The sequence below is a fragment of the Amycolatopsis sp. CA-126428 genome (assembly GCF_002904335.1).
In the GTDB taxonomy this organism is placed as follows: Bacteria; Actinomycetota; Actinomycetes; order Mycobacteriales; family Pseudonocardiaceae; genus Amycolatopsis.
In genome coordinates this window covers 338,673-362,477 of the sequence record NZ_PPHF01000030.1, presented here as the reverse complement: position 1 = coordinate 362,477, position 23,805 = coordinate 338,673, and the positions used below count along the sequence as shown (strand labels likewise).

Here is a 23,805-nt window from a genome sequence, read left to right as displayed (position 1 = left end):
ACGGATATCGACTGTCAACTAAATCGCTCTGGCAAGTACGGCGTCAAGGCAGACACAAGCTTGTCGTGAAGAGGCTTGAGGGCCACATCTTCGGCGTTCACGAGTGCCTTTGCCACCAAGTCCGTGTATGCGCTTAACTGCATCCCCGCCGTTCGCGCAGCCAGCGGCACCAGTTGCTTACCAGGAATAAGAGAAAGTAACTGCTCCTCCGCACCGCCGGGAATCACCGACTCAACTCGCTTCTTCTCTTCTTGAAGTAAATCTTGAGGCGAAAAGCTCCAGTTAGATGGATCGAAGATATTAGGCAGTTCCTTTACCAAATTATCGAGCGAATGACCTTTCTTACTGACACCACTAACAATTCCAGCAAGGTTTGGTTCGATACGAGCCTTCCAACGCTGCACGACAAGCTGATGGCGCTGCGCCTCGGAAACGCTTGCGCCCAGCTGCTGCAAGTAACTTGGCTCATCAAAGTCCGCACTGAGATGTTCACAAATAGCTCGTACTACGCCGACCAGGCAGTACAAGCTCTCGACTTCATGGAGCCTGAGCGCATGGACACCGGCCGGCACTCCGCCCTTGAACGCATCCGAATGAAAATCGCCGTCAATTATTCCGGTAGCACTAAGAGACTGGGCGATCCCGGAGCGCCGTAGCGACTCGACGCAACGAAGGACCATCTGACAGCTACCCACCGGCTTAACCACCGTATCAATTCCATTGAACCAGGCGCTGTACAACTGGCGATCCAGGCTCGACTCTTCACCCTCACAGAAGACCACGCGAGAAGCATAGAACGAAAGAGATGCCGATCCGAGCAGTGCACCGGCAACGTCACCGGGCAAGTCACCGTCGATTTCGATCGCTCGAAGCCCATCGGTCGGACTAGCCAACACATAACGAGCGTCGCGCCGCGAAAGAGCAAACGTTAGGTCATGGGTGACATAGACAAAGCGAACGTCAGGGCGAGCATCTTCTAAGGCATTCCAAAGTCTCACTGCCAGCAGTGAGTGGAAGTGCGTTTCAGGCTCATCGACGACAAGAACTCCCGGATCGGCTAGGAAAACCCGACCCGCAAGATACAAGGCAGCTTTTTCGCCGTCACTCATCTGATTAGCGCTGTATTCGACACTATCGCCATTGACTGTGCTAACTACCAGAGGCTTCCAGTCGCGCCAAAGGAGCTTCCGACCTGGGTAGACTTTCTTCCAGAGGTCTTCGACTCGCTCAAGCGGTCCCGCTTCAGGCTGGCCGACTTCAGCAGAATTCTCACGGAAGCGGCTCACAAATTGCATAGCCATCATTGAGCTTTGAGCAATCAATTGAGACAGCATGAAGTCGAATTCAGAAGTCAGTTCCCAGTGAGCATTTCGCGCTTGGTTCTTCTGACCTTGAAAATTGCTGCGAGCAGTATCGAAACCCATGACGGGGAGTTCTGGCGCGACACGCGTGTTGCGAAGCGCATTGACGAAGTCAATAGTAATATCAGTGGCAGTCCTCAGGTTCCGCGTCTGACGAGTCTTGCCGCTACCATTGGGACCGATAACTACGACCGGCGAATTACCTTCAAGTCGCGTCGTGCCGTCAGGCAAGATCATCGTAAGATCAGCTACCATAGTTCACTCAGTATAGCCGACTTACGGGCGTACTTCACACTTCAGCAAGAGATGTCACTCGACGAAGTGAACTACGCAGTTCGCAGTTGGACCGCGAACACTTCACGGCACTATGAGCAGAAGTGCATCAGTCTACCGCTCGGCCGAGCTGCCTTGTCCCGGCAAAATGAGATCTTCCCAAGCGGGGGGCCAGCTTCCGCCAGAGGACGCTACAGCAGCAACAGCTTTGCGACAGCCAGCTGCTACGACGTGCCGCGCCTCATTGACAAGTTCCTTGAGAGCGACTTGCTCACCGCGTACCTTTATGTCTTTAGGCTTTGGTGTCCCGCCGTGAGCCACTGCGCTGCGTACATCATACGCGGTGCGCATCAGCTTGAAGATGTCACGGCGTCCTATATCAGTCTCGGCCGCATCGGCCCAGAAGGCAGCTCTAAGTGCCAGGCGGTACTTCAGCTCTCCACGGTCCGACTCGTTGCCGGCCTCCGATAAGTAGAGAGCTTCAGCTGCGATCATGATATCGAGCAGCTCGTCCTCAGGTCGCTCACGCTGAGCCTGGTAGCTCAGCCGACGTAGAGCGAGAGCCAGCCCCCTGTTCTTCCGCTGAAAATCAGGTTGTCGAAGAACCCGCCACACGTCAAGAAACTCGCCGACCTGCCCTTGATCCAGCTCATGCCTCGTGAAGTAGGAGTTTCGAGATTCCGACCTGAATGTGACGCCGTAGCCATGAGGCCGCCACGAGCTGGAGTAGGTGAACCTGCCCACTGTCAAGGTGGGCCTTGGCAGAACGGTCGCCAACGCTTCTTCAAAATCACTCGATATGCGATCAGCAGTCTCTTCGAGCGCCTGCGAGGCTTCCGTATCGACCGCGTCGGGCATGCCGACGATTTTAGGAAGACGATATCGATACCTAATGCATGACCTATCTTCGGGTCGCGCGAAGAAAATCGCCTGAGTGGGAAAGTTCGGGCGAACAATCGCAAACTCAAGCGCCAGAGAAAGTTCCGCATTCGACATCATTCCGAGCTCGATGTCCGGTTCAAGCGACACCGGCAGAGGTTCACCCGTTAATCCAGGTACCGGCCATACGGTCGCACTTTCAAGCTCGTCCGCCTTGAGATAGCCTTCTAGTTTGACGTAGCGCTCGTCAAATGCGTCGTCAACACGACTCAACTCATCGGGCGAAGGAAGCACAACCAGGCCCGTATGAATAGCCTCTACGCGGGTGGCGCTTTGCACTGTCCCGACAAGGGTATCAAGCTGGCGGCTTATGCGCTCGTCTCCTTGAGCGGCATCAACAACTGACTGCCAGCCGGGCAACTCTTGGAGCTGGTCACGGTATCCGGAATTCCAAGCATTCACAGGCCGTTCGCGGGCACGAAAGACGCCGTCCTCGTCGCATCCCCAGCGCCGCACGGCCGAGGACACCACGATGCCGTTAGGTAGTCCCTGAAGTTTAGCTATGGCCTCGTCGATCCACCCGCGCAGCGCTGCTTTGTAAGCAGGGAACTCAACGTTGGTCAATGCCATCCCTTTTGGTCTGCCGAACCGTCTTGTCCACGCCCCGACTGTACGCCACGACTGCTGTCATAGCGGGTAGGAGCAGACGCCGACATGCTCAGTCGCGGCTCTCGCGAATCAGCCGGACCGCCGTCGCCACGAGCCAGATCAGGCACCCGATGGCAACGCCGCCAAGGATTATCGACAGCGGCCACCGCCACATGAAGCCGTTGGATGTGTCATGAAAGTGCGTGACATCCAGGCCGCTGCCCAGCATGAACGCCGCAATAGCCGAGACGATCCCGAGCAGCAGCACACGCCGAATCTGCCGAGCTAGCCTGCGCCGCTCGCGAAGGCGTTGCTCGCGTTCGGCGGTGTCCGGCCGTGAGGCGAACGAGAACGGATCACGGCCGGAGAAGGGCTCGTACGGGTCGAAGGTCATCGCTTGCGCCTCCCCCTGACGGGTGCAGCCGGCGTTTCTACGGAGTCGCGTCGCCAAAGCCCGTTGTTACGTCCCTGGTCCTGGCGCATCGGGAGTCACCTCTGCCTGCATGTCGTTTCCGCACGTCGACGACATGATCAGCAGAGTCCGCGCGGCCCGCGCGTTGACGGGCGCGCCACCCTCAGTCACCATGGGCGGTATCCGCGCAACGTCCCGCACATTGCTCGCAAGGAGGCATCATGCGCGCCCGGTTCCTCGGCAAAGACCCCGACTCGCAGGTGGACAACTCGCCGACGCTGTTCGCCACCGACCGGACAGACCGGGTGACGTACATCGCTCAGGGCTGGAAGGTGACCGATCCCCAGGTGCTGGCCGACGTCGGCCCGGTGCCCGACCACGAGACCCTGATCGAGATTCCCGAGGACGTGCTGAAGTTCTACGCTCGTCGCTACGCCCAGGAGGAGGGGGAGCACTGACCGAGCTCATTAAGCCAGGCCCGGAGTTCCGGCGGCTCTTCCACACGTTCGAGCACACGGCCTTCCGGCTGGAGACGTTCGACCAGTACGACGCCACGTATGAGAACGAGTCGCTGCGCAAGTACCTCGCTGGCGAGCCGGACGACCTGCCCTGGATGCAGAGCTGGTTGACCATGCTCTGCGAAGCGACCGCGGCCGGACGCACCTTCGCGCGGGTGCGGGTGGTGACGATGCCACTGACCGACTACAGCCGCTTCGGCGTGTGGTGCTCCCAGTTCACCGGCGGAGCTGGCGAAGACATCCGCTACCTTCCTCGCGACCAAGCCGGCGATCTACCGAAGCACGACTACTGGCTGTTCGACTCACGCAAGCTGGTACGGATGCACTTCGATGAGCGGATGGCCTTCCTCGGCGGTGAGGTGGTCGAGGACCCGGCCGAGATCGTCCAGCACAACTACTGGCGGGATGTCGCCCGGCATCACGCGGTACGACGGGAAGACTTTGCCAAGGAATAAGGCCACGGGTGCCTCGAATGTCCACGAAGCACGCATGGCGCTCGGCGGACGGCTCCGCGAGCTGCGCGAACAAGCCGGGCTGACCGGCAAGCAGCTCGCGGAGTCGCTCGGGTGGCAGGCTTCCAAGGTCTCCAAGATCGAGAACGGCAAGCAGACCCCGAGCGTCGCTGACATCGAGGGCTGGACGCAGGCGACGGGCAGCTCAGACCAGGCGCCGGCGCTGCTTGCCTCCCTGCGCACGCTTGAGGTGCAGCACGCCGAGTGGCAGCGCATCTTGCGCGGCGGCATCCGGCCCCGTCAGAACTCGCTGGCCGAGCTTGACCAGAAGACGCGGCTGTTTCGCGTGTTCGAGCCGACCGTCATCCCCGGCCTCTTGCAGACGTCGGAGTACGCGCGGGCGCGGTTCGCCGAGAGCATCCGCATCTTCAAGCTGCCCAACGACATCAACGAAGCGGTCGAAGGGCGCATGAAGCGCCAAGACATCTTCTACCGCCCCGACAAGCGCTTCCACTTCGTCCTGACGGAGGCCGCGCTGCGCTTTCGGATGTGCTCCGCGGCGGTCATGCTCGGGCAGCTCGACCGGCTGGTGTCGCTGTCGGCGCTGCCCAACGTGAAGCTTGGCATCATCGGGTTCGAGACGCAGTACACGGCCTCTCCGTGGCACGGCTTCTGGCTCTACGACGACCAGAAAGTGCTGGTCGAGACGTACTCAGCCGGGCTCAACCTAGCCCAGCCGCAGGAGATCGAGCTGTACGCGAACGTGTTCGGCGAACTCTCGGCCGTCGCCAGCTACGGCCGTTCGGCCCGAGCCATCATCACCCGCGTAATCGACGACTTAGCGGCCCAGATAGCCGAGTCTTCCCCCGAATTGCCCTGATCTCCTGCGGGTTTCTTCATTGCGAGCAATACCGAGAAACTTGCTGTCTGTACACGTGACGCCGCGCTTACTCTCCTGGCATCCAACCCGCTGACCAGGGAGAAGCGCCGTGCCGACGCCCGTACCGCTCCTCGATGCCGACCAGATTGCGCGCTTGCCGGAGCGCGCCCGGGAGGTGGTCGAGTACCGCAAGAGCGGCCTGAGCCTCAACCATATTCAAGGCTGCCCGCTCGGGTGCGCGTACTGCATCCGCCACACCTACGGGCTGTGGGACGAGAACCAGCCGCGGGCCCTGATGACGGACGCGGCGGCGGTCGAGGAGCTGGTCAACCACCGGTACTTCCAGCCGCACATCACGCCAATTCAGCTGTTCAATCGGGCAACCGAGCCGTTCCTGCCGAAGGTGCGGCCGCACACGTTCGCCGTGCTCGAAGATCTCGACGCCCGCGAGCTGACCAACCACGTTCTCGTCATCAGCCGGCACCAGATGAAGCCTGATGACATCGGGCGGCTGAACCAGTTGCGGCACGTGAAGGTGACGCTGCTGTTCACGTACTCCGGCATCGATGACCCGAAGATCGAGCCGTACCCGTCGCAGGTCGCGGCCGACTCGCTGAAGCTGATGAGCGCGCCGCAGCTGCGGCGGTACCGGACGGTGCTGTACTGGCGGCCGCTGGTGCCTGGCCTCAATGACACGGACGAGCATCTGGCCGCCGCGTTCGAGCTGAGCCAGCACGCCGACGCCACGGTGTTTACGGGCTTGTTCTACCGCGACCAGATCGCCGCGTACTACCAGGCCAACGGTCTCCCCGAGCCGTACGAGGACACGGCGCGGCGGAAGATCGTGCCGGAGACGCTGGAACGGCGCGTCCTCGAGGCGTTCTCAAACTCGGCAGCCTTGTTCCGGAAGACGTCATGCGCGGTCAGCTACGCCAACGGCCTGCCGGACTACAACGGCCATTACGGCATCCGCGAGCTGTGCGACATCTGCCCCTTGAGCCAGCTCGAACGGTGTGCAGGCGCCCACCGCGCGCCGACGCGCGAAGACGTACACCAGATCGCCCGCGTGTTGCCCGAAGCCGACCGCCTCCAGGTCGTAGACATCACCGAGCGGGCCGCCGTCGTGACCGGCCTGGCGGTGGAGCAACCGCGCTACTTCCTGCAGCACGCGCTCGGCTTCCAGGTCCACGACGCACGCCACCCGCACCACGCGAACCGCCACGGCCGCGCGGACATCGGATGGAAGGACAGCAACAGCTCATGACGGACTGGACAAGCCTCAGCTACGTGGTCGTCGATGTCGAAGGCAACGGCCAGCAGCCGCCCGATCTCGTGGAGCTGGCCGCGGTGCCGATCGTGGCCGGCGTGATCGGGGAGCCGTCGAGCTGGCTGGTGAAGCCGGACCAGCCGATCACGCCCTTCGCCCGCCGCATCCACGGCATCCGCAACGAGCAGGTTGCCGACGCCCCGGTGTTCGGCTACGTAGAGGCGGACGTGCTCAAAGCGCTCAACGCCTCAGCCTTAATCGCCCACAACGCCCATGTGGATGTTGGCGTGCTACAGCGCAAGCTCGGGGATTGGGAGTGCCCCGAAGTCTTCGACACGCTCAAGCTCGCCCGGCGGCTGACGCCAGGGCGGCCCAGCTACAAGCTCGGATCACTGGTCGAGGAGCTCGATCTCGCTCACGGTCTTGGCGGCGAAGACCAGCCGCACCGGGCGACGTACGACGCCATCGTCACAGCTCGGCTGTTCGTCCATCTCGCAGGCCGGCGGAGCCTCGAAGAACTCAGGGATCAGCCGATAGGGGGTGGCTCCGATGACGAACCAGCTCTTTTCTAGCTCGAACCGTATTGGCTTCGGCTCCATGCAGCTCACCGGCCCTGGCTATTGGGCCGCGCCGGACAACCCGGAACAGGCCATGCAGGTACTCCGCGATGCGGTCGACGCGGGCGTGACACACATCGACACCGCCGACGCCTACGGCCCGTTTACCGCAGAGAAGTACATTCGCAAGGCGTTGCATCCTTACCGCGACGGCTTGGTTATCGCCACCAAGGGCGGTCTCACTCGTCAAGGTCCCGACCGGTGGGCACCGTGTGGGCGGCCGGAGTACCTGCGCCAGTGCGTCGAGATGAGCCTCCGGCGGCTACAAGTCGAACGGATCGACCTGTACTACCTCCACCGCATCGACCCCGCCGTAGCCATGGAGGATCAGCTCGCTGTGCTCTCCGATATGCAGGCGGAAGGGAAGATCCACCACATCGGGCTGTCCAAGGTAGACCTCAGTCAGGTTCGCAAGGCCAGCGAACTAATCGACGTCGCCGCCGTACAGAACAAATACAACGCGAGTAACCGGGCGTTCGAAGAGGTTCTTCGCTACTGCCAGGACGCCGGGATCGGCTTTGTGCCGTATGCCCCACTGGCATCAGGTCGGCTCGCAGAGCCTCATGGCGTGCTTCACGAGCTGGCTACCCAGTACAGCGCGACACCTGCCCAGCTTGCACTGGCGTGGCTGTTGCACCGGTCCCCGGTGATGATGCCGATCCCCGGCACCAGTTGCAGCGCACGTCTCCACGAGAATCTGTCAGCCGATCAGATCAACCTCAACCGCGAAGCCATGACCGCTATCGAACTAGCGGCCACCAAGAGCGCGCGGTCAGAAGTCGGAAGGGGCGATAATGAAACTTCGGTCCTCTTCTGACCGCCAGCACGGCCTGTTCGTCAGCGTCGACGGACCGGGTGGGGCGGGCAAGACCACGATCGTGCGTCACCTGGCCCAGATGCTGGTGGCAAGCGGTGAACACGTGCACGTCACCGCGGAGCCGTCCACCAGCGCGATTGGGCAGCTAGCCTCCGAGCTGACGCCGACCGTCACCGGCCACGCCTTGGCCTGACTCTACGCCGCTGACCGCTATCACCACGTCGAGACCGAGATCCGGCCCCGCTTGGGAGACGGCACCATCGTCATCTCCGACCGCTACGTGGCCTCAGGCTTGGTTGTCCAGCGCTTCGATGGTGTGGACCCCATGTTCCTGTGGCAGCTCAACGCGGAAGTCGAACAGCCGGACCTGGCGGTCATCCTCGAAGCCGACCCCGCGGTGATCGCAGAAAGGTTGAGTGAGCGCGGACCGCACAACCGCTTCCAGCTGGCGCCTGGCAGCAGCCGGGCCGAGGTCACGTACTACCGCCAGGCCACCGACACCCTGATTGAGGCGGGGTTTGAGGTGCTGCGGGTGGACTGCAGCAAGCGCCCGCCCGAGCAGTCCGCGGCCGTGATCCGTGACCGGCTCGCGGCCCTCCTGGCACCGGGTGGGGTGCTGGCATGACGAGCGAGTCCATCACCGATGACCAAGCGGTTCGCCGGTATCCGGAACTTCAAGCTCTGGTGACCGCCCGGCAGGCCGGCTGGATATTCCGGGCGCTGCACGAGGACGGTGATCCGGTCGGGATCGCTGGGAGTTACAGCCGTCAGCAGTACACCGACGCCCTGTTCATCTTCGACCGGACCAACGTCAGCGCCGCCCGCGTCCTCGATGAGGCCTACGGCGGCGGGTGCGTCTGGGCGAAGGAAGGGTCCGACCTGCAGGAGGTCGTCCACGAGCTGCTCGGCCTACCCGAACCCGGCCAGCGGGGAGCGCCCGCGCTGGTCAAGCGGTCCGGCCTGCTGTGGACGCCTCGATGAACGCGCCCACGCAGGTGCACGGTGAGCTACCGCTGCAAGCCGAGATTCCCCGGATGCGGGAACAACCGCGCTTCGAGGCCTCGCTCGACTTGGTGGCGCTTCCCACGGCCGTGCCTGTCGCCCGCATGTTCATCGCCGACACCTTGAGGCGATGGCACGCCCTGTTCATCGAGGAACACATGGAGGCGGTGGCGGTTGAGCTGGTGTCGCTCGCCGTAGCGGCAACCGGGCCAGTTGAAGGGACGAGCTGGTCAGCCCTCACCGAACTCAAGCCGATCCGACTGCGGCTGCTCGGCTACCAGCGACACATCGTCTTCGAGGTCATCGACACGGACCCTGAACCTCTGGAGCTTGCGGACGACGCGCCGTCAGGCTCCGGCTTCGGCCTGATCTGTGCGCTCGCGAGCCGCTGGGGTTCGACTATCACCCCGCGAGGCCGGGTGAACTGGGCCGAGCTAGCCGTCTACCAGCGGACGGCTGCCGGTCTGCCACGACGTCCCAGCACGCCATCACCCGAACCGCTGGCTTCGACCGTGGAAACACCCTATGACCATGATATTCTCCAGCGAATCCACGAGGGGCTGGAGCGGCTGTAGCGTGACCAAGGACGCTTGCAGTCACTTAGCAAGGGACTGCGGGGATATTCGTGGCCGGAAGCAAGTTCTGCATAGTGACGGAATGGCCATCCCATCGGAGTTCTGCCGACCACTTCTTGACGCAAAAAGCAGCGCCGTTATACGTCGTAAACGCCAACAGAAACTTGTCGTCACTACTCTTCAGCCGCTCAATGCCGGCGTGCTCAACTTGCTCGCCAAGAGCAACATCGCCGAGGTCGATCGCACCTAAGATCTTCTCCTCAGCCGAGTACACCACTACATACTCCGGCCAACTAACTCCACCCTGAGAACAGTCGAAGACGGCCGCCATCTCCGGCACGCCGTCACTCGTGATGTCGCCGATGGCGAGATTATCGATCACGTTCTCGGGTTCCCCCTTCGCCGCTAGTTCGACGACACCCTGGTTGTCGGGGATACCCGGAAGTGCGCCGTCAACCAACGTTCCTGCTGGGTGCTCGCACAAACTTGGAACCGGCGCACTATACAGTCGCTTTCGTAGGCTGAGCAGGCTCGGCGGAGGACAGCCGACTGGGTCGACCTTGCACGGATCTTGCAACGGCAAGCTCGGCGTTTCCATAGTGGTTAGAACTATGACGTCCTCGCCAACTTTCTTCTGACTGCCACCTTGGGAGAGATACAGGTCGTAGGCTTGATCTGATGGAGTAAGCGGCAGGCGAGGAAGTAGCGTGACGCTCGACCGTCCACCCAGTTGCCGGGTGGTGCGTGTTTGCTCTCCCGAGACCGGTAACCAATGGCCATCGTGAAGACGCCATTCAGTAAGCGAATTGGTTGCGTCGCCGACATTAGACGCACCGCACGTATCGTTAACAACAATCGCGTGCAGATCTCCGGTATTGTCCCACCAGAGATCAACCGCCGCGAGGGCACCGTCTATGCCAGGCAAAATATGGGCGTGGTCAGCAATCCCCAACTTCGTATCCTCGACCAGCAGGCCATCCGACGAGAATATCGACACCTTGCCATCTACGGCACAGGGGAAGTCGCTCCGAGTTGCTGCCGTACTGACTGCAAACCGTGCCTCACCGCTTGGGAGGATCGTCGCAGCAGAGCGACCGATCACGAACTTATGGCGATACGCTGGCGGCCCGTAGTAATGAGCCTCAGGTCGGTCAATCACGGCAATCTTGCGCTCCACACCGTCTTCGTGAACGACGTAAAACGCCTCCTTAAGCGCGTTGAACGGATCACGTGTCGCCGCCAAAGCCGCACCCGCTGCACCGCTTAACAATCTCAGCCGATCCAAAAACTGGTCTCCCGCCGGGAACCGAAGCGGAGGCTTAGACTCGGATAGGCTAAAGCGCAGGAAGCCATCGTTCGTGTTCGCCAGTACCCGTGGGCCCCCGACAGCGGCAATGGACTCGCACGCAAGGCAGTCGTGGACTTGAACTTGACCGCTCCTGGCATCAACGGCAACGAGTTGAGGCGATTGCTTGCCTCCGTTTGACTCAGCCGGGCCAGACAAGACCGCGAAGTACCTTCCGTCACTGGTGGTGATGAGATCGCCATGGCTGATGTCGTACTGCACGGGAGCGCGACCAACGACATGGTCGCCTTGCATGGCCACCAACTCGATGCCCGTGAGGTAGGCGTAGGGCAACGGCGCAATATCTGGCAGCCCCGACTGAGATACGAGCCCGCCGACGAGCAGGGCAACAGCCGCAATTACCACATAGCGCCGCCCAGTCGTCATCGCCTCAGCTCACCATCCTATGCATCAGGCTCAGTAACATCGACCAGCAAAGTCATTCGGGTCAATGTTCTTCACGGCGTAGTTACCAGCCGTGTTGCCGGTCGAGTCGAGACCCACGACGCGGCGATACCGAAGCGTTCTCAGCCGTTCAAGTTCAGCGCTGCTTACCTCCGGGGCCGGCGTCTGAAGCCGCTCTTTGCACAGCAAGGCGGCCGCCCGGAACGGCTTGCCATCAGGGGCGCGGTGAAGGACTTGAGTGTACTTCTGCCCTTGGTATTCATAACTCAGTTCAATGTCGAAGGTCTCGGCCACCGTTTGAGTGTTGAAGGCAGCGTCGATGACGCCCTTACTTGCTTTCGATAGCCCCATCATCTCGCTGGCGCCGAAGCGTTGCGGATGCCCCGAGCCTACGTCCATGGCAACCGGCACAGCTTGGTCAAGGGAAACTTGAACTTTCGCAGCCGGACCGTGGCCCAGCGATAGGAGCACGAGGGTGTCAAGCGGGACAGCCTCGTGCTTAATGTTGACCGGCTTGATGTCGTAGAGGCTGATTTCGCCGTCGGCTAAGACTTCCAGGGCGATGTTTACTCTGATGCCTCCAGCAGCATAGGCGCCGTCGCTGAGTTCGTCTTGGAAGATCCGCTCATAGTCGGCATCATTTGGCGCCTTGCTGAGTTTGTCGACGTAGCTGTCAGCTTTGGTGCTCAGTTGTGCCGGGAAGATTCCCCCATACGCGGAATCTGTTCCGGTGGCTAGGAGGGTTGCGCGCAGCAGGCTCTGCGGATCGAGGGGCGTTTCACGTCGGGATGCGATCATGGCACCGGCAGCAACCAGCAAAGCGACTGTTACCCCCAGTGCGCCGAAGAGAACCCGACGTTGGCGCCAGAAGGGCTTTACTTCAGGAACGCCGGCAAGTTCATCAGGGTCACTTGAGGACTCCTCTTCGACAGGGGCCCGCTCGTCCCGATCGGCGACCTTCTTCAACAGCGAGACTGGCACATTGGCAGTAAATTCATCTGCTGCGAGCATCTGCTCGGCTATTGCCTCACACGCACGCTCTAGCTTGCGCTGAACCGCACGAGGGCTACTACCACGACCTCCCTTAGCGGCGTTCCTGACCTGCCCCTGTCTTTCGAGCTTTGGCCGCGACCAATAAGGCGGGGGAACATCAATGTTGAAACTGTAGTTGAATGAATGCCTAAATACTCCCACGTCAGCATCTCTATGCGCAGATGCCACCCCTTGCGCAAGCATCTTTTCTAAATGTTGACGTAGCTTATTTCGAATTTCTTCCTGCAACTTGCTAAGATCAGTCTTCTGGATTTTATCCAGATCGGCACTTGCGTGGAGCTTCCAGGATCTACGGAGATCATCCAACTCGCACGTGAGCAACTTCGGCAAGTCTTTTCGAAGCACTCCGCCGCGATTTGCGAGCATGAGCAACTGTAGTTGCAGCGACGATAGTTGCTCCGCCCGACTCATGCGAGAAGGTGTCGTCACATGCCCTCGCTTCGACGCTCCATTGACACGAAGCCGAAGATGCTACTACATGCACTAGGCCAATGACTGCCGGTTGCCAAGATGTTATAAATAGAGCAGTTAAACAAGATTGCATCCATGCCTGAAGGTTTCCCTGGTCCCGGCAATCCTGAGCAAGAACGCGCTCCCGAATCTGGGGAGACGTTTGAATATGACGCCGCAGCAATTGACGAAGAGGTAGCTCGTCGGATGAGCTCTTCTGAATATCAGGAGTATCTTAAGTTGCCCTCGGCCATAACACGCGAGGAGCTTGAAGCCACAATCCGCGCGCAAGTCGTGGACGAAATGGCCGCCGAAGAGGCTCGTCGACGCTATGGATGGGAGTCAGATCCGCTATACCCATTCGAGCCCGGCCGCGATACCTCGGCAATTGACGAAGAAGTAGCCAAACGGATGAACTCGCCTGAATATCAGGAGTATCTTAAGTTGCCCTCGGCCATAACTCGCGAGGAGCTTGAAGCCACAATTCGCGCGCAAGTCGTGGACGAAATGGCCGCCGAGGAAACCCGTCAACGCTACGGCTGGGGGCCAGGTCACCCCCTCGGGCCTCCAGCAAGCAGCGATTCGGACGAGCATGAACCACCACATGAAGATCCACGCGGCTGAGCGCTCGCCCGCGGACGACGTATGACTAGTCGTTGACTAGTCATGACAACAACCGGTTCAGGCCCCTGACCTGCGCAGACGTTGTTGACTTGTCATGCTGGCCAAGGTTTTTCCACCACGGCAAGCCAGCCGGCCGTAGCGTTGCTCTTGCCCCGGGCAGCTCGGACTTCTTCGCCTAGGGCACTCCCAGAAGATGATGCGATGGCCGTTCAGGCGATGGCATCTGGTGTGTCAACTCACAAACAGGAAAGGACGGCCCACATGGGTGCGCCCGAAGTTCTCGCACTGCTGGCAGTACTGCTGATCGTGCTGTTTGCTTTCGGTTTTCAGACCGGCTGGTCAGTGGCGCGACGCTTTGAGCGAGGACGCAGTAAGGAAGACTAATTTCTTGCTGTGTCAGCCCTAACGAAGGAGGTGGGTTAGCGCCGCTTAGGGATGGTGCGTGACAGATGTTTACTGCCACGCACCATCCCGATTCGGTCGAAATCGCCGCCTACTGCACACCTATTTACCTACCGCGCAATTATTCTCGAAGGAGATAAAGATGGACAAGCCCCGAGCCACCACCGACGCCTACGGCCGGGTGGTCAACGGCCACCTCGGGCTGCAGCCCGACTACGGTCTCACCCGCAGAGCCCCGAGCTCTCCGGCCCGGCGGATTCCCGACCCGGTCAGCTACTCCAGTGATGTGACCGAACGAGACCGGTACTACCGTGCAGCCTCGTCGCTCTACACGGGCGGCGAGCTGGTCGCAACCGCCTTCGACCGCGTCGAGGAGTCGGACCGGCGGATGCAGCAGGCCCGCGACCGCGGCGTGTCGCCGCTGACGCTGTCGCTGATGGAGCGGATGCACGTCACGTACGGCATCAGCGCGAACTTCCTCGTCGAAGATTATTTGTGCAGACCGTACGAGCGGTGGTGAGTCCGTCATGCTCACGGTCGCGTGTGTCATAGCGGTGGTGCTGCTCATCGCCTTCAACATCTGCATGCTCGGCTCCTACCGATACGACTTGCGGCGCTTGGATCAACGTATCCAGGATTCGGAAGCCGCATCGCAGGAGCTGCAGCGTTTCATGAAGCGATTCACTGAGCACCAGCTGAACGCCCTGTGGAACCGCGCTCAGGGCGACGTTGATCAGGAAATCATTCGAGCCCGCCAGCGCAACCGCGTCTAGAGGAGGTGCACTATGAGCAAGTCTAAATCGCCCCTGGCGACCATGCTCGGCAAGTTCCGCTCGGTCATGCTGGCAATCTTCGCGCTCACCTTCGGGCTGGGCGTGGCCCACGCCATGCCCGTCCAGCTGATCTACGCGCTCGGCATCCTGTCGGCGTTGTTCCTGATCCGCCTCTACATGGAGCGCAGGCGCCGCTAGCCCGGCGATCGCGCCATCTCTTTAATTCCAATCAATTCGCGCCGGGGCAGAGCCATGCCTTTTGACAGCTTCGCCCCGGCAGGAAGGAGGCTCTTACCGCGCAATGACCCAAGCTCAGTATCGAACCATCCTGGCCGATCCCCCGTGGGACATCAACCAGCGCGGCAACCTCGGCGCTGAGCGTCACTACCCCCTGATGAGCCTCGACCGCATCTGCGCCCTCGGCGTCGAGCAGCTGGCCGCGCCTGACGCGCACTTGTGGCTGTGGGTCACCAATGGCTCGCTGCCGGTCGGCCGAGAGGTGATGGCGGCCTGGGGCTTCACCTACCGGAGCTGCCTGACCTGAGTCAAGCCGCGCTTGGGGCTCGGGCAGTACCTGCGCAACCAGACGGAACACCTCCTGCTGGGAACGCGGGGTCGCGCCCCGATCCAGTTCCGTTGTCAGGGCTCCTGGTTCTACGCCCCGCAGCAAGAACACAGCCACAAGCCGGAAGAGCAGTACGCCATCATCGAGCGCTGCTCAACCGGGCCGTACCTGGAGTTGTTTGCCCGGAGACGCGTCCCCGGATGGGACGCGTGGGGCAACGAAGTCGACAGCGACGTGCCGGTGTCCGGCGCCCGTTTCTAAAACCACCCCATTCACGCCGGGGCAAAGCTCTGCCTGCATCACGAGGCTTCGCCCCGGCAGGAAGGAGGCACATGATGTCTCGAAGGACGCGCCGACAGCTGGTCGGCGGCAAGCGCGAGGATAAGCCGATTGAAGAAGGCCGGCGATCGCTGGCCGCGTTGAGCCGGGAGTTGCGTCGCGCATGGCGACGTAGGTCGCATTGTGAGTAGATGCTCGCGTTTGAACTGAAGTTCGAATCTTAACGATCAGTTCAAGCAAACTTTTCGGATTTGTGCTATCTAACAGATTTTTTGTAAACTTTCGTCTGGTAGTTCGCTACTTATTCCTGCAGCCGCTCGCTTTTCACCTTGTGGATAAGTACCTTGCAGGCCTCATAAGGCCTCCCGCATAGTAAAAAGTCTGAACGCGCCGCCAGGCGCACCATGCGGAGATTGCCTTGGATAGTTCTCTCCGCCTGGCCGGTTCTGGCGACATCGTTCAACTGTTTTCCACACAACAACCTTTCGTTTTGAGACTCGGGATTGCTGTGTGCACTCTATTTTCATAGTTGCTGTACTGAAGTGTCAAGCAGTATTGGCAGCCTTAGATGTGCACGCTTATTTGCCCTCGTTTCGAAACGGATCGAAAGGAGGGATTTTTATGCCTGAGTCAGAGCACCATGTAACGGTCACGGCCGAGGAACGCGTACACCCGGCGGTGCGCAAGTTAGCGAGAGCGTGCATCGCGCTGGCGCGGTTTCAACTCGGCAGACAGCCGGCGCCGGGTGAGAAGTCGGGGGCCGCCGGGGCGGCTGTCTCGCCGTCGACTGCGCCACCTGAGACGGAGGTGACGCCATGATCGACCTTCGTTGGTTCGAGGCCTTCCCGCCGCGTGACGCGTCGCTTGCGGATGTCACGGCCATGCTGCGCGTGCTGGCCGGACGCCCGCACTACGGCTTCCTCGGGCTTCAGCCCATGGTGGCTTTCGAGTTGTGGCTGCACGCCGACCGGGTGCGCTGGCTGGTCGGGATCGACGAGCGGATCGCGCGCACGTTGCCCGGTGAGCTGTGCGGTCACCTGGCGGGTTTGGTGCTGACGCCGACCGCGGCGCCGGAGCGGCCGGCCATGGTGACCGCGCGGGAGTTGCGCATTACGAGCGTGGTGCACCCGATCCGGCTCGACACGGCCGGTCAGGTGGCTGCTGGTCTGATGCGGCTCCGAGACGAACTACGGCGTGGCGAAGCCGTGGCGGTGCAGTGGGTGGTCGGGCCGAGCCAGACGTCGACGACCCCGCCTGACCATCGTTCGACGCTGGAACTGCTCGGCTTCGGGACGCCGCATCAGCCGAACGGCGACGACCACCACGGTTGGAAAGCCCGCCTGAGTGAGCCCCGGTTTGGCGTACGCGGCCGGGTCGGCAGTGTCGCGCCGAACTTGCGCCGGGCCGCTGAGCTGCTGCGTCCGACCGCGACGGCGCTCGGGCTGGCCAGCACAGCCCACGCTCGTCTGTACGCGGCGCACCAATCGACGCGGACGGCCGAGCAGATGGACGCGGTGATGGGCCGCAAGCGGTCGTGGTCGGCGATGCTCAACGCCAGTGAACTGGCCGCCGTCCTTGGCTGGGGCCTCGGTGGATTAGAGGTCCCCGGAAGCGCGGGCGTCTTCGCGGCGCCGCCGCCCCGGCTGCTTCGACCTGCTAAGACGGGGTCGCCTGGTCCAGCCGCGCGGCCCTTGGGCCGGAGTACGCATCCGGCCGCGCGCGGAGCGGCGGTGTGGTTGCCTCGTTCCAGCTACGGGACGCACAGTCACGTGATCGCTCCCAGCGGGGCGGGGAAATCGACCCTCTTGGCAGGCTGGATCACGGCTGAAGCGCAGGCCGGCGGCAGCCTGGTGGTCGTCGAGCCCAAAGGCGACCTGATCACCGACGTGCTGGCCCGACTCCCCGAGAATCGCCTCCGCGACGTGGTGGTCATCGATCCCGGCGCGCCCGGTCCCGTCATCGGTTTCAACCCGTTGCACGGCCCGCGCGAGGATGCAGAGCGCCGCGCCGACAGTCTCCTCGGCCTGTTGCGCACGGAGTTCGGTCCGGCCATTGGTCCGCGCAGTAGTGACGTGCTCCTACATGCCTTGATCCTGGCGGCGCGGCTGGAGGACGGAACCTTAACCGACCTGCTGCCGATCTTGAGCAACGTCAAGTTCCGACACCGGGTGGCGGCTCGCGTCGGCGACCGGCTGATAACCGCGCCATGGCTGGTTTGGTTTGACAGCTTGTCGGAGGCGGAACGCACGCAGGTCGTGCAGCCGGTCGCCAATAAAGTTCGCCCGTGGACGGCGCGGCCCGCCGTGCGGCGCCTGCTGAGCGGAGGTCGGCCGAAATTCGAGCTGGCTTCGGTGTTCACCCGACCGACGATTCTGCTGGTCAATCTCAATACCGGAGCCATCGGTCCCGGGACCTCCAAACTCCTTGGCAGTTTGATCTTGAGCCAGCTGTGGGAGGCCATCCAGCGACAGACGACGCGACCCGCCGAGTCACGACGTCCGGTGTCCGTGTTCGTGGACGAGTGGCAAGGCTTCACCGGTGGGCTCGACTTCGCCGACACGCTCGCGCGCAGCCGGGGAGCTGGTACCTCCTGGGCACTGGCCAACCAGCATTTGGGGCAGTTGGGCTCTGACCTGCAAGCCGCCGTCTTGGCCAACGTCGGGGCACGGGTGGTGTTTCGTCCGGCAGAGGGCGACGGCCGGACGCTTGCGCGGGTCTTGGGCGAGCCCGTGACACCCACTGACTTGGAACGGCTTCCGGCCTACCACGCGGTCGCTCGAGTTCTCGTGGACGGTGCGCCGAGTCGGCCGTTTGAAGTGGCGACCCCGCCGCTCTCGGATGTGCTACACGATCCGGACACGGTGCGCCGTGCGAGCGCCGACCGCTACGGCACCGATCCGGCCGAACTGGACGCGGCGCTGCTCGCGCGCTGGCACGGCGGTGAGCCACCGGCGGCAGCGATTGGCGCTCGGAGGACGGACGTATGAGGCGGCCTTGGAGCAGGAGTCAAGCCGCCGGTCGCCCCGCCGATCGCGTCGAGTTGGAAACGCCCCGACGTGCGCAAATGCCGGATAGACGCCGCCGACACTCTAGCGCTCTACAAAGCCACTTTGGAGTTCTTCGATGAGCGGCCGCGGACGGGCCCGCCGTCTGGCCCGGCAGCTCAGCGAGCGCGACGTTGCCATCCTGAAGTCGCTGGAAGCGCTGCGGCTGGCGAGCAGTGCCCAGCTCGGGAGACTCCACATCGAAGCCAGCAAGCCCGCGACCCATGGCCGGAAGACTCGGGCAACCTTGCAACGCCTGACGACCTTGGAACTAGTGGTGCGCCTGCCCCGGCGCATCGGCGGGCTGCGGGCTGGTAGTGACGGGATCGTCTACGGCCTGTCCGGCTTGGGACAAGCGGTACTCGATCTCGGCCACCGCGAACCGAGGCGGCACCGGCGGGTCAGCTACACCAAGCCCGCCTTCCAAGACCACACCCTCGCGGTGTCGGAACTGCTGGTGCAGCTCGTCGACCGCGCCCGCGACGACCAGGCCAAGCTTCTCGGCTTCACCAGCGAACCAAACTGCTGGAGACGCTTCTCAGGCCTGGCGGGTGAGCTCATCACCCTTAAGCCCGACGGGTTCGTCCGGCTCGGCGTCGACGACGGCCGGTACGAAATCAGCGCCTTCCTCGAAATCGATCTTGATTCCGAGAGCGCGCCCACCATCCGCCGGAAGCTCGGCGTTTACCACGCGTACTGGAACTCCGGCATCGAGCAACAACGGTTCGGGGTGTTCCCCAAGACCTGGTGGCTCGTGCCGGACGCCGCCCGGCTGGAGGCCATCACGCGTGTCATTGCCCGGCTGCCGGAAGAGACACAAGAGCTGTTCACGGTCTGCCTCCTGTCCGAGGCCGCCGACCAACTAACGCAAGTCCCCCTCGAAGGAGGTGCCCGATGACCGAACCCATAACCACCCTGCCCCTAAACCACATCTTGGTCGGCGACGTCCGCGAGCGCCTCGCCGATCTGCCGGACGCATCGGTGGACTGCATTTTCACGAGTCCGCCGTACTGGAACATGCGCAGCTACGGCCACGAGGACCAAATCGGCGCGGAAGCTGATGTTGAAGCCTGGGCGGCGGAGATCGCAGGCATCTGCGACCAGCTGGCGCGGGTCCTGGTGCCGACGGGCGCGCTGTTCCTGAACCTCGGCGACGGCTACAGCCGTCATCCCCGCGAGGGGGCGGAGAAGAAGTCGCTCCTGCTTGGGCCCAGTCGCGTCGCGCTGCGCCTCACCCGTTCCGGGTGGCTATTGCGCAATACCATCGTGTGGACGAAGCCGAACCCCACGCCGTCGAGTGTGCGTGACCGCTTCACCAACGCCCACGAGTACGTGTTCTTCTTTACCCGGCAGGCAACCTACACGTTCGACCTCGACGCAGTGCGCGAGCCCGCCAAGACCGCGGGTGCCGGCCGGACTTCGAGTCGGGCTCGGCCCTCCTTGCCGCGTACGGCGGTGCCGAGCCTGGGCGGCGGTACGAGCCCGCGCGTGGATCTGAACCACGGCTTGGCCCGGCTGAAGCGAGCTGGGATCGCCAGTCACCCGCTCGGGAAGAACCCCAACGACTGGTGGGTGGAGGCGACGGGCAGCTACCGGGGCGCGCATTTCGCCACCTTCCCCCTGCGGCTGGTGCGGAGAGGTTTGCTGGCCACCTGCCCGGAGCGGGTATGCACGGCCTGCGCCACGCCGTGGCAGCGGGCACCGCAACGCCTGCATGGTCGGTTGCTGGCCACGGGACCACTGCGCCCGGCGTGCTCGTGCCGGGCGGACTGGCGACCGGGCCGGGTGCTCGACCCGTTTCTGGGCTCCGGCACCACGGCGCTGGCGGCCGAGATCTACGGCCGGGACTGGGTCGGCATCGAGCTGAATCCGAGCTACGCGAGGCTGGCGGAGGAGCGCTTGGCGGCGGGGCGGGCGACGCAGGCGAGGGCGGTCTCGTGACCGCCCTCGCTACCCCCGCACTCGTCGGTGGCCTGCGGTCGCTCATTCCAGATTCGGCGCACCAGGCGTCGAGCATGGGCGGTCGCACCACACCGAGGAGGACACTCGTGTCCGAACCAAGAGCGGGCGTGAAGACGTTGGGGATCAAGGTGCCCGACGCCCTGCACGCTCAATTCACGCTGGTTGCCCAGCTGGACGGCATCTCGCTCAACGATGCTGCCCTGCGGGCGGTCGAGCTCTACGTCAGCACGAAGCGGCAAGAGCCCGACTTCGCCCAGCGCGCCGCCGCCGCGCTGGAGGAGATCGAGAAGGAAGCTGCCGCGCGACGCGGAGCCATCGAGGGACTGTTCGGCACCAACCCGGAACAGGTCGCCGAGGCGGCCAAGCCGGCGACGAGCCGCAGCCGTAAGGCCGGAACCGAAGGGTAAGCCTTTCGGTCTCCCCAACGGTGACGGGTGGCGGCCTCACATCCGCTACCCGTCACCTCAAACTCGACAATTAACCGTTCATCAAAATAAGGACAGCATAGCCTGTCTTGGCACTTCCTAAAAAGACTGAAAAAATGAACGAAAGGAAACCAATTTATGGCTCCGTGAAGCCAATAGGAGAACTGCTATGACCAAATCAGTTGAAACTGCGAAGGCGCTCATTTACCTGCGGGTAGCCCGGGACGAGCCACCACGTGAGGCTGCCGCCCGGCAACGACGCGCGTGCGAACGGCGGGCTGCCGAACTGGGCCTAGAAGTCGCCGGGATCTACACCGACCGGGGCTCGGGCAACAGGTTGAACCGACCAGGACTAGCCGCCCTGCTCGGCGACCTCGACCGCCGGGATGACGTGGCCTACGTCATCACCTTCGACCATGGTCGGGTTGCGCTCAAGATCGGCGATTACAGCCAGCTGGCCTGGACGATTAGCAAGGCCGGTGCCCGGCTCGAAATCGCCAGCATGCCGCACCGGGAGGCGACGGAAGTCGAATTGCAGCTGATCGCGCGGATCGGGTCGGTACAGCTGGCGGAGACGGCCCGGCGATTACCACCATGCGATGAACCAGATAGCGACTTGTCATAACTAACTTCCCGAGAGGAGGAACCATCATGTCAACCAAGAAGCAATCGGCCAAGGCGCCACTGCCGAGTCCACAAGAAGCCGCCGACAACCTGACTATGACGATCGTGCGGGCAACGGCTGAGTACTACAGCATTGAGCACCGCCGGGCGATATTGGCAGGACAAGCCAAGCGGCGCGAACGCCTGAAGAAGGCGGCTGAGGGTGCGCGCTCATGACCGACGAGACCGCCCCCACGCAGGCGACCACCGAACCGAGCCGCGCCCTGGTGTTGGCCAAGAGACGGGCGGTACGCCTGTCTCGTGCCAAGCTGCAGAAGCAGGTAACCCGGCGCGCGACACCCATCGCGTTCATCTACCTGCGGGTGAGTACGAAGGAGCAGGCCCGGACAGGCGGGGGCGCGGAGGGCTACTCGATTCCCGCGCAGCGCATCGCATGCCTGGCTAAGGCGGACCAGCTTGGGGCGGTCGTGCACCACATCTACATCGACGCGGGTGAGTCGGCGCGGTCCGCCGACCGCGAGGGGCTGCAAGCGATGCTCAGCGATGTGCGGAAGGTCAAGCCGGACTACGTCATCGTGCACAAGATCGACCGGCTGGCCCGGAACCGGGAAGACGACATCGCGATTAACTTGCTGCTGCGGCGTCACGGCGCGGAGCTGGTGTCATGCACAGAGAACATCGACAACACGCCGAATGGCCAGCTGCTGTACGGGTTGCTGGCGGAGATTGCCCAGTTCTACTCCGGCAACCTGGCCCAGGAGGTGATGAAGGGGCTGCTGCGCAAGGCCGAGGAAGGTGGCACGCCGTTTCGGGCGCCGACGGGCTACTTGAACGTACGCAAGACGGTCGAGGGGGTGACGTTCTCGACGATTGACCTCGACCCGGAACGAGCTGATTTGATGCGGTGGTGCTTGGAGCAGTACGCCACCGGCGGCTGGTCGGCGGCTGACTTGCTGTTGGAGGCGACCGCGAGAGGCTTGACGAGCCGGCCGACGGCGACAAAATCCGCGCGGCCGGTGGGACTGACGACCTTCTACCACATGCTGCAGAACCCGTACTACATGGGCATTGTGTCGTATCAGGGCATTCACTACGAGGGCAAGCATGAGCCACTGATCGAGCCGGAGACATGGCTGGCGATCCAAGACATCCTGGCGGTGCACGCCCACCTCGGGGAGAAGGACCGCAAGCACACGCATTACCTGCGCAGCACGATCTACTGCGCCGACTGCGGCGGCCGGTTGGTTTACTCGATCAACGTCGGCAACGGAGGTCCTTACACCTACTACGTATGCGTGAAGAAGAAGACCAAAACGAACAACTGCCGTCGTCCAGCCGTGCGACTGGAGCGCATCGAAGAAGGCATCACCCGGTTCTACGAGCGGTTCCAGGTAAGCGCGGCTCACGTCGAACAGATCCGGGCCGGCGTGCGGGCGCTCATGACTGCCGACCGCGAGGAGACACGCCGTCACGCGGCGGCTGCCGTCAAGCGCAAGCAGCAAGCGACCGACGAGCGGCAGAAGCTCTTGCGCGCCCACTACGCCGGACACATCCCGGAAGACGTACTCGGCGCAGAGATGCAGCGGCTGACCCGCGCACTGGCGGAAGCGGACACGTTGATTGCCGCCGCGCAAACCTCGACGGCTGAGGTGGAAGCGACGCTCGAAGCGGCCTTGGCAGCCGCGGGACGCTGCCACCGGGCTTACGTCACGGCACCGGAGGCCATCCGGCGACAGATTAACCAGGGCTTCTTCGTGAAGCTGTTCATTGGACAAGACGGGTCGGTGGCTCGGGCTGAGCTGACGGAGCCATTCGCCGCCCTGCTGTCTCCGGATCTGTCGGCACGGATGGCGAACGGCCGGTTAAGCGGCCACGGAACCACCACAACGGCGGCCCAGCGGCCCGCAGACACGCCAAACGGCGTGCCCGGACAACGACAGACCGGAGTGAACCGGCCCGGCCGCCCAGTAACAGAAAGTGATGATTGCGTCACACCTAGCGAAGTTTTTTCATTTGCTAATGGTGTGCAAGATGATTGCATGGTGCCCCCGACGGGACTCGAACCCGCACTGAATCGATTTTAAGTCGACTGCCTCTGCCGGTTGGGCTACGGGGGCACCGCACACTCTAGGTGATCGAGCCGGTCTCGCGTC

At 62.7% G+C, this 23,805-nt stretch carries 25 protein-coding genes, 1 tRNA gene and 2 pseudogenes; 22 read left to right on the top strand and 6 right to left on the bottom strand.

Annotated features, from left to right (window positions below):
* Nucleotides 1-14 precede the first annotated feature (14 nt).
* From C2L58_RS08450 to C2L58_RS08445, 3 genes are all read right to left on the bottom strand, one after another.
* Nucleotides 15-1,598: an AAA family ATPase gene (locus tag C2L58_RS08450; protein ID WP_158264094.1), complete on the bottom strand. Its 1,584-nt coding sequence runs from the start codon at nucleotides 1,596-1,598 to the stop codon at nucleotides 15-17.
* A 150-nt stretch (nucleotides 1,599-1,748) separates the two neighbouring features.
* On the bottom strand, nucleotides 1,749-3,143 hold the full coding sequence (locus C2L58_RS48540; protein ID WP_146073555.1) for a HEPN domain-containing protein: 1,395 nt from the start codon (nucleotides 3,141-3,143) through the stop codon (nucleotides 1,749-1,751).
* An 88-nt stretch (nucleotides 3,144-3,231) separates the two neighbouring features.
* A complete protein-coding gene (locus C2L58_RS08445) occupies nucleotides 3,232-3,555 on the bottom strand; it encodes a hypothetical protein (protein WP_103336959.1) in 324 nt (107 codons plus the stop codon).
* A gap of 239 nt (nucleotides 3,556-3,794) precedes the next feature.
* Here C2L58_RS08445 and C2L58_RS08440 point away from each other — a divergent pair, with 239 nt between their 5' ends.
* From C2L58_RS08440 to C2L58_RS08400, 9 genes and pseudogenes are all read left to right on the top strand, one after another.
* Nucleotides 3,795-4,031, top strand: a complete 237-nt coding sequence (locus tag C2L58_RS08440) for a hypothetical protein (RefSeq protein WP_103336958.1) — start codon at nucleotides 3,795-3,797, stop codon at nucleotides 4,029-4,031.
* Nucleotides 4,028-4,546: a DUF6879 family protein gene (locus tag C2L58_RS08435; protein WP_103337122.1), complete on the top strand. Its 519-nt coding sequence runs from the start codon at nucleotides 4,028-4,030 to the stop codon at nucleotides 4,544-4,546. The genes C2L58_RS08440 and C2L58_RS08435 overlap by 4 nt, the downstream gene beginning before the upstream one ends.
* A 34-nt stretch (nucleotides 4,547-4,580) precedes the next feature.
* A complete protein-coding gene (locus C2L58_RS08430; RefSeq protein WP_233225617.1) occupies nucleotides 4,581-5,423 on the top strand; it encodes a helix-turn-helix domain-containing protein in 843 nt (280 codons plus the stop codon).
* Nucleotides 5,424-5,532: 109 nt separating this feature from the next.
* Nucleotides 5,533-6,687: a radical SAM protein gene (locus C2L58_RS08425; protein ID WP_103336956.1), complete on the top strand. Its 1,155-nt coding sequence runs from the start codon at nucleotides 5,533-5,535 to the stop codon at nucleotides 6,685-6,687.
* On the top strand, nucleotides 6,684-7,262 hold the full coding sequence (locus C2L58_RS08420; RefSeq protein ID WP_103336955.1) for a 3'-5' exonuclease: 579 nt from the start codon (nucleotides 6,684-6,686) through the stop codon (nucleotides 7,260-7,262). Before C2L58_RS08425 ends, C2L58_RS08420 begins: the two co-directional genes overlap by 4 nt.
* Nucleotides 7,240-8,124, top strand: coding sequence for an aldo/keto reductase (locus tag C2L58_RS08415; protein WP_103336954.1), 885 nt, complete (start codon nucleotides 7,240-7,242; stop codon nucleotides 8,122-8,124). The genes C2L58_RS08420 and C2L58_RS08415 overlap by 23 nt, the downstream gene beginning before the upstream one ends.
* Nucleotides 8,102-8,749 (top strand): annotated as a pseudogene (gene tmk, locus C2L58_RS08410) (dTMP kinase). The gene C2L58_RS08415 and the pseudogene tmk overlap by 23 nt, the downstream one beginning before the upstream one ends.
* Nucleotides 8,746-9,105 carry a hypothetical protein gene (locus tag C2L58_RS08405; RefSeq protein WP_146073554.1) on the top strand — a complete coding sequence of 120 codons (360 nt, stop codon included), beginning with the start codon at nucleotides 8,746-8,748 and terminating at the stop codon, nucleotides 9,103-9,105. The pseudogene tmk and the gene C2L58_RS08405 overlap by 4 nt, the downstream one beginning before the upstream one ends.
* Nucleotides 9,102-9,701 (top strand): ATP-binding protein, encoded by a 600-nt coding sequence (locus tag C2L58_RS08400; RefSeq protein WP_146073553.1) that lies wholly within the window; start codon nucleotides 9,102-9,104, stop codon nucleotides 9,699-9,701. The genes C2L58_RS08405 and C2L58_RS08400 overlap by 4 nt, the downstream gene beginning before the upstream one ends.
* Nucleotides 9,702-9,726: 25 nt before the next feature.
* On the opposite strand, the gene C2L58_RS48535 is transcribed toward C2L58_RS08400, so the two are convergent.
* Nucleotides 9,727-11,340: a hypothetical protein gene (locus C2L58_RS48535; protein WP_146073552.1), complete on the bottom strand. Its 1,614-nt coding sequence runs from the start codon at nucleotides 11,338-11,340 to the stop codon at nucleotides 9,727-9,729.
* Between the two features lie 123 nt (nucleotides 11,341-11,463).
* Nucleotides 11,464-12,915: a hypothetical protein gene (locus tag C2L58_RS48530; RefSeq protein WP_146073551.1), complete on the bottom strand. Its 1,452-nt coding sequence runs from the start codon at nucleotides 12,913-12,915 to the stop codon at nucleotides 11,464-11,466.
* A gap of 135 nt (nucleotides 12,916-13,050) precedes the next feature.
* Here C2L58_RS48530 and C2L58_RS48525 point away from each other — a divergent pair, with 135 nt between their 5' ends.
* From C2L58_RS48525 to C2L58_RS08340, 13 genes and pseudogenes are all read left to right on the top strand, one after another.
* Entirely contained in the window at nucleotides 13,051-13,578 is a 528-nt protein-coding gene (locus tag C2L58_RS48525; RefSeq protein WP_146073550.1) for a hypothetical protein, read from the top strand.
* A 201-nt stretch (nucleotides 13,579-13,779) separates the two neighbouring features.
* Nucleotides 13,780-13,962 (top strand): hypothetical protein, encoded by a 183-nt coding sequence (locus C2L58_RS48520; RefSeq protein ID WP_146073549.1) that lies wholly within the window; start codon nucleotides 13,780-13,782, stop codon nucleotides 13,960-13,962.
* A gap of 160 nt (nucleotides 13,963-14,122) precedes the next feature.
* Nucleotides 14,123-14,500: a hypothetical protein gene (locus C2L58_RS08385; protein ID WP_103336949.1), complete on the top strand. Its 378-nt coding sequence runs from the start codon at nucleotides 14,123-14,125 to the stop codon at nucleotides 14,498-14,500.
* Nucleotides 14,501-14,507: 7 nt separating this feature from the next.
* The gene (locus C2L58_RS08380; RefSeq protein WP_103336948.1) at nucleotides 14,508-14,753 is read left to right on the top strand and encodes a hypothetical protein; all 246 of its coding nucleotides are present in this window, start codon (nucleotides 14,508-14,510) and stop codon (nucleotides 14,751-14,753) included.
* 12 nt (nucleotides 14,754-14,765) lie between these two features.
* Nucleotides 14,766-14,951 carry a hypothetical protein gene (locus tag C2L58_RS08375; RefSeq protein WP_103336947.1) on the top strand — a complete coding sequence of 62 codons (186 nt, stop codon included), beginning with the start codon at nucleotides 14,766-14,768 and terminating at the stop codon, nucleotides 14,949-14,951.
* A 103-nt stretch (nucleotides 14,952-15,054) separates the two neighbouring features.
* Nucleotides 15,055-15,579: pseudogene (locus tag C2L58_RS50280) on the top strand (MT-A70 family methyltransferase).
* A gap of 833 nt (nucleotides 15,580-16,412) precedes the next feature.
* Nucleotides 16,413-18,584 carry a type IV secretory system conjugative DNA transfer family protein gene (locus tag C2L58_RS08365; protein ID WP_103336946.1) on the top strand — a complete coding sequence of 724 codons (2,172 nt, stop codon included), beginning with the start codon at nucleotides 16,413-16,415 and terminating at the stop codon, nucleotides 18,582-18,584.
* A gap of 136 nt (nucleotides 18,585-18,720) precedes the next feature.
* Nucleotides 18,721-19,539 (top strand): replication-relaxation family protein, encoded by an 819-nt coding sequence (locus C2L58_RS08360; protein ID WP_103336945.1) that lies wholly within the window; start codon nucleotides 18,721-18,723, stop codon nucleotides 19,537-19,539.
* Nucleotides 19,536-20,582 carry a DNA-methyltransferase gene (locus C2L58_RS08355; protein ID WP_103336944.1) on the top strand — a complete coding sequence of 349 codons (1,047 nt, stop codon included), beginning with the start codon at nucleotides 19,536-19,538 and terminating at the stop codon, nucleotides 20,580-20,582. The genes C2L58_RS08360 and C2L58_RS08355 overlap by 4 nt, the downstream gene beginning before the upstream one ends.
* 128 nt (nucleotides 20,583-20,710) lie before the next feature.
* On the top strand, nucleotides 20,711-21,010 hold the full coding sequence (locus C2L58_RS08350) for a hypothetical protein (RefSeq protein WP_233225616.1): 300 nt from the start codon (nucleotides 20,711-20,713) through the stop codon (nucleotides 21,008-21,010).
* Nucleotides 21,011-21,197: 187 nt separating this feature from the next.
* Nucleotides 21,198-21,653: a recombinase family protein gene (locus C2L58_RS08345; protein ID WP_103336943.1), complete on the top strand. Its 456-nt coding sequence runs from the start codon at nucleotides 21,198-21,200 to the stop codon at nucleotides 21,651-21,653.
* A gap of 26 nt (nucleotides 21,654-21,679) precedes the next feature.
* Nucleotides 21,680-21,868 (top strand): hypothetical protein, encoded by a 189-nt coding sequence (locus C2L58_RS48515; RefSeq protein WP_146073548.1) that lies wholly within the window; start codon nucleotides 21,680-21,682, stop codon nucleotides 21,866-21,868.
* Nucleotides 21,865-23,736: a recombinase family protein gene (locus C2L58_RS08340; protein WP_103337120.1), complete on the top strand. Its 1,872-nt coding sequence runs from the start codon at nucleotides 21,865-21,867 to the stop codon at nucleotides 23,734-23,736. Before C2L58_RS48515 ends, C2L58_RS08340 begins: the two co-directional genes overlap by 4 nt.
* Here C2L58_RS08340 and C2L58_RS08335 read toward each other — a convergent pair.
* Nucleotides 23,693-23,769 (bottom strand) — tRNA-Leu (locus C2L58_RS08335). The two genes, C2L58_RS08340 and C2L58_RS08335, sit on opposite strands and share 44 nt — an antisense overlap.
* Nucleotides 23,770-23,805 lie beyond the last annotated feature (36 nt).